Below are 5,171 nucleotides of genomic sequence, written 5' to 3'. Positions count from 1 at the left end.
GAAACTGAACCAACTTGTTCAATGAGTTGCACTGGACGGAGATTCCCGTGGAAAAGGTTGTGGGCACCCCAGATGGCTCCCGCATTACCGGGAATGCCTCTTTGCTGTCATCGGTCTATTGGGTATCCACACTCATTCCCGCTTGAAAATATGACGATTGCGTTGCCGGTATCGGTTACGCGGCGGCTGATGCTTGGGAAACGTATCCCCAGAAAGGTGTCCGGATGGGCACATGCGAATTTGGCGGCGTTTTGTATCCACAAGGTGCGGAAACCCGCAGATTCCCAATAAAAGCATGCGTTCGCAAACTGTTACGCGCCTTCGTATTTCACCAAGAATCTCATCAAGATAGACGGCCTATTGGGTTTGGGGGGACCTTGACGATTGCGTCGACTATTCCTGCCGCACCGATTACCCGATTGCAACGATGAAGACGACGCATTTTTCGGGATAGTCATCACGACCTGCCCCTCGAAGTGTCCGATACAACGCATACGGCATCTGTACGCCGGTACCTTGTTGCTCCCCGTCCCCCTCTGTAGGCATCTAACCGAAACATGTTTCGCTGTCGCTTTTTCTTGTCGCTGGGCCCAGTGCTAGCAGCCGTTGCTTTGGCAACGTTTGCTGCCGTTGCGTCCATTGCCAAGGCCGAGCAGCCCCACGAAAACATGCCTTCGAGTACTAACGTGTCCGGCAGTGCAGTGTCCAGCAGTGCAGTGTCCAGCAGTGCAGCTTCCGGCGGTTCTTCGTCAAGTGCGGCGGCGTCGACCGCACCCAATGACCCCTACGACTTTCAGTGGTGGAACGCCTCGATCGCGGGGCCCATCATGCCGCAACCTCATTGGGTTTCGTTTGATCTGAACACGGTCTTGCTTGATACGTTGACGCACAGTCCGCGAATCAAGAGTGTTTCGAGTCGAACCAGCGTGGCGCTGGAAAAGGTCACTCAGCAGGATGCCGCATTTGATTCCAAGATTTTGTTGGAATCCAATGCCGGGATGACGAACGACCCGGTTGGCAACACCTTGACCACGGGGGGACCCAGCCGTCTGCAGCAAGATACGTTTGGGGTTTCTGCGGGAGTCGCCCGCACAACTCGTGGCGGCTCGACGTGGGATCTATCCCAAGAATTGGGCACGTTGAACAGCAATAGTTTGTTCTTTGACCCGAAACATCAAGGCAATTCGCGGTTGAGTCTAAGTCTGACGCGTCCGCTATTGGCCCGCGGCGGGCAAGTCTATACCGAGCGGTTGTTGACTCAGGCCCAAATCGATGCGGGTGTTTCGTGGCAAGAGATGCGGCGGCAGGTCGAAAAACGGATCGCCGACGTGATGACCGCCTATTGGCAGCTCTATGAAGCGCGTTGTCATTTCTTGCAGCAACAAAAGCTGCTAGAGCGAGGTCAAGAGATCGAACGCATCATCGTCGGACGCGCCGATTTTGATTCCAGCCGAATCGAATTGGCCAAAGTCCGCGGCCGTTTGGCGCGGCGGATGGATCAAATCATTGCTGCCGAAGCCAATGTGCGGCGTCAACAAGCCCGCTTGGCGATGTTGATCGGTCGACCTGAACTGGTCTCAGCAGAAAACGCGTTAGAGATGATTCCTTTGGATCCACCGTTGGCGGCTTCGCTGCAGTGGACGCTTCGCGATGCCGTCATCCAAGGACTCGAGAACCGACCCGAAGTCCGAGCGGCGGCGAAAGAGTTGGAATCTGCTGCTCTTTCGATGCGGATCACTCGGAACCAATTGCTGCCCGAACTGAACGCTGTATTTGATGCCTACTTGGCCGCTCTGAATGGACACAACGATGTCTTCCATTCCTTTGGAAATCAATTCACCGAAGGGGGGCCAGGACTCAGTGCGGCACTGCAGTACGAAATGCCTCAAGGCAATCGTTACGCCCGCGCCCGCCATCGCGAAGCCATTCACTGGTATCGCCAGAAATCAGAAGAACTGCGTGAAACGATGCAAGTCACGCGAGCGGAGATCGAAACCGCGCTGATCGATGTCGATACCTCGATCGCCCAACATCAAAGTAAACGCCAAACTCTGATGGCCACCACAGACGAAGAAACAGTGTTGACAGAACGCTATCGGATGCTCGGTGGCGATGGCACACGTGTTGGCGTCGTGCTTGAAAATCTGCTCGATGCACAACAACGTCGCTCGGATGCCGAACGCGAATGGGTCTCGACTCAAGTCAATTATTTGGTCTCGTTGATCGAGCTCGAGCGTGCGATGGGCAATCTGTTGATCCACGAGAATATCGAAACGTTGCGTGTCCCCGGACGCACCGATATCGATATTGTCCGCGGTTCGAACAACGACACCGCCGCGTCGATCCCACGCGGCGAATTTGGATCGTTCCAGAATCGATCCAACAATGCCGCCGCCAGCATGCTCATTTCTTCGCCCGATGTTACGGCTGATAGCGTCGCGCCCAAAAACGCACTCGATGATGCATCCAAAGAAAGGTTCCTGCCTTGGGCAAAGCCGACAACCGCAACGCCGCCTCCTCTGTCACCCGCGGTCGAAATTCGTGTCACGTCGCCTGCGACGCCGCGACCAACACGACTGGGGCTTGGTTCCAGAGACTCGGGGTTGATCGAAACCATTGACAATAGGGGACCCTAATCATGATACGAACACGCAAAGACGAACGGGGAGTGATGTCAATGTTCCGGCACCGTACGAAGTCGATCGTTGTTTCGGCAGCCTTGGTGTGTAACATCGGTGTGATCTTTGTTGCCGATTGGCCGCAATCGTATTCGCAAACGCCCGCTTATTCACAGCCGCAGACCTTGGTCTACGACGGATTCACCGAGCCTCAGCATGACATCATGGTGGCGGCGTCAGAGGTCGGATTATTGTTGTCGATGGAAGTCGAGATTGGCGATTCGATCGAGGCGGGCCAAGTCATTGGACGCCTTGATGACGATGTTCAGGTGTCGGCCGTCAAATTGGCGGAAATGCAGGCCAACATGCGAGGCAACCAGGACGCGGCGCGAGTCGAAGCGGAATTGCAACGAAAACGTGTTGGCATGGTCCGCGAATTGGCGGTCAAGAATATGGCTCGACCCGACGAACTGCGTCGTACCGAAGCCGATTTGGAAATTGCCGAAGCGAGATTGTTGGCCGCCCAAGAACAGACTCATCTTCGTCGCTTGGAACTAGAACGGTATCAATTGCAATTAGAGCGACGCAAAATCGTCGCTCCGGTTGGCGGAGTGATCGCCGAGTTATTTCGCGAACCGGGTGAGTACGTCTCACCGAGTGAACCCGTGATCGCTCGACTGCTTGTGATGGATCGATTGATTGGCGTCTTTAATGTTCCCGCCGAAGAGATTGCACGACTGAGCGTGGGAACACCGGCTCGCGTCTTTTTGCGAAGCAACGGCAAGACGATTGATACAAAAGTCAGTTCAATTGCACCGGACATCGACGGCGAAAGTGGAACCGTACAGGTCCGAGTCGAGCTCGACAATGCAGCGCATCATCTACGCGCGGGCGATCGCTGCACCCTCAGCATCTTGGGAACTTCACAACGTGATCCGGCGAGTGCCAAACAAGCGGTTTCCCAACGGCCGCTAAAAAATAAATTGCAGTCGCCCGAGGGAGTAACAAGGTGAGCATTGTACCGCAAGCCGAAGCGTTTAAAACCGATGCGATGCTGCACGTCTCGTTGACTGGAAATAAGGTCAAACCGCGTCCTGCTGCAACCGAGCCGTCGCGCGAAAAAACAGCGGGTTCAAGCACGACATCCAACCAGAGTCCGCCAGAACAACTCGGGAAATTGTTCGAGATCATTGGCGCGATCGCTTCGGCCGGTACCCGCGTTGATGCGATGCGGATTATGACTCAAGAGATTTCGCGTCGCTTTCCTGACGCCACCGTCCGTTGCGGACTCGGTAACGCTCAGCTCAAACGTTTGTACGATCAACGACTCGGATGGCTCGGACCCGAGAGCGGGCCCCGTATCGCTGCTGCAAAACAGTGGTCCGAGTTGGTCGACGTCCAATGTGGGGTCCTGGTCCACGACCAAGCGATGGTGTTGTGCATGCCACAAAGTGATTCAGACGAGCGCTGCTTGCTGTGGATCTATCCGGTCGCCGACAAGTCGGTCTTTGGCGAATGGTTGCGAACGATTATTCGAACATTGTCAAACGTGTTTTGGAGTCGTCCCAAATATGCAGCTCCCAAAGCAATACAAAATCTGACTCGGCGCACGTTAACGATCGTCGGTGCACTCTCGCTCGTGTTGATGCTATTGGCGTTTTGGCCCGTCCACTACCGCGTCGCCTGTACCGCGACCGTGCAACCGATTCAGCAGCGATTGGTTGCGACGCCGTTCGAAGCGACCTTGTTGGCGAACCATGTCAAACCGGGCGAAACGGTCAAGGCGGGACAGTTGCTGGTCACTCTGGACGGACGTCCGCTGCGGCTTGAACGCGAATCGATTGCCGCGGAAATGCAACAAGCGTCCAAAGAACATGACACGGCGTTGGCGACCGGCCGGATCGCCGATGCCCAACAAGCACGTCTGCGTGAACGCCAGCTCAACCGCACTTACGAACTGCTCTCGGATCGCTTGCAACGACTTGAAGTGGTCAGCCCGATTGACGGAGTGATCATCAGTGGCGATCTGAGCCAATATGTCGGGTCACCCCTGGAATTGGGACAGACGATGTTCGAGATTTCTCCGATGGATCGGATGGCGATCGAAGTGGAGATTCCTGCGCATGAAATCGATTTTGTGAGTGCTCATTCGCCAGCGCGGATTCGGTTTGGTTCGATCGGAGGCCGCTCGATCCATCAAGAACTGGACGATTTGTATCCGTCCTCCGAGATTCGTGACGACAAAAATGTTTTTATTGGCCGCATCGAAGTCGAAAATGAAAACGGCAAATTGCGACCGGGGATGCAAGGTGACGCAACCACCTATGGCCCCCTTCGCCCCTGGATCTGGTCTTGGGTGCGAACTGGGGTTGAAAGAGTGTTGTGGTGGGTCGGGTATTAGACGCGTCCGGCAACATGGTGCCGTGACTGCCGCAGCGAAAGTCTCAGCGACTTTCGTCGTGGAATGTTGATGCCCGAAACGCTTCGCGACTTGTTGATTTAGTGAGCCGCGATGCGGCAGCGGCCGGGTCCCACGCGTTACCCGGTGCCTCA

3 protein-coding genes are annotated in these 5,171 nt (G+C 55.5%); all 3 read left to right on the top strand.

Translation table 11 applies throughout. From position 1 onward, the window contains the following. Window positions 1-557: 557 nt before the first annotated feature. Genes ABD971_RS00615 through ABD971_RS00605 form a run of 3 tightly spaced genes read left to right on the top strand, consistent with a single transcriptional unit; the run spans window position 558 to window position 5,019 of the window. A complete protein-coding gene (locus ABD971_RS00615; protein WP_345318440.1) occupies window positions 558-2,636 on the top strand; it encodes a TolC family protein in 2,079 nt (692 codons plus the stop codon). A gap of 2 nt (window positions 2,637-2,638) precedes the next feature. Continuing rightward, entirely contained in the window at window positions 2,639-3,631 is a 993-nt protein-coding gene (locus ABD971_RS00610; protein ID WP_345318439.1) for an efflux RND transporter periplasmic adaptor subunit, read from the top strand. Then, complete coding sequence (locus ABD971_RS00605; RefSeq protein ID WP_345318437.1) at window positions 3,628-5,019, top strand: efflux RND transporter periplasmic adaptor subunit; 1,392 nt, start codon at window positions 3,628-3,630, stop codon at window positions 5,017-5,019. Before ABD971_RS00610 ends, ABD971_RS00605 begins: the two co-directional genes overlap by 4 nt. Window positions 5,020-5,171 lie beyond the last annotated feature (152 nt).

This window comes from Novipirellula rosea, from assembly GCF_039541335.1.
In the GTDB taxonomy this organism is placed as follows: Bacteria; Planctomycetota; Planctomycetia; order Pirellulales; family Pirellulaceae; genus Novipirellula; species Novipirellula rosea.
Note: the sequence above shows the minus strand (reverse complement) of the source record. Positions and strands in the feature narration are given on the sequence as shown.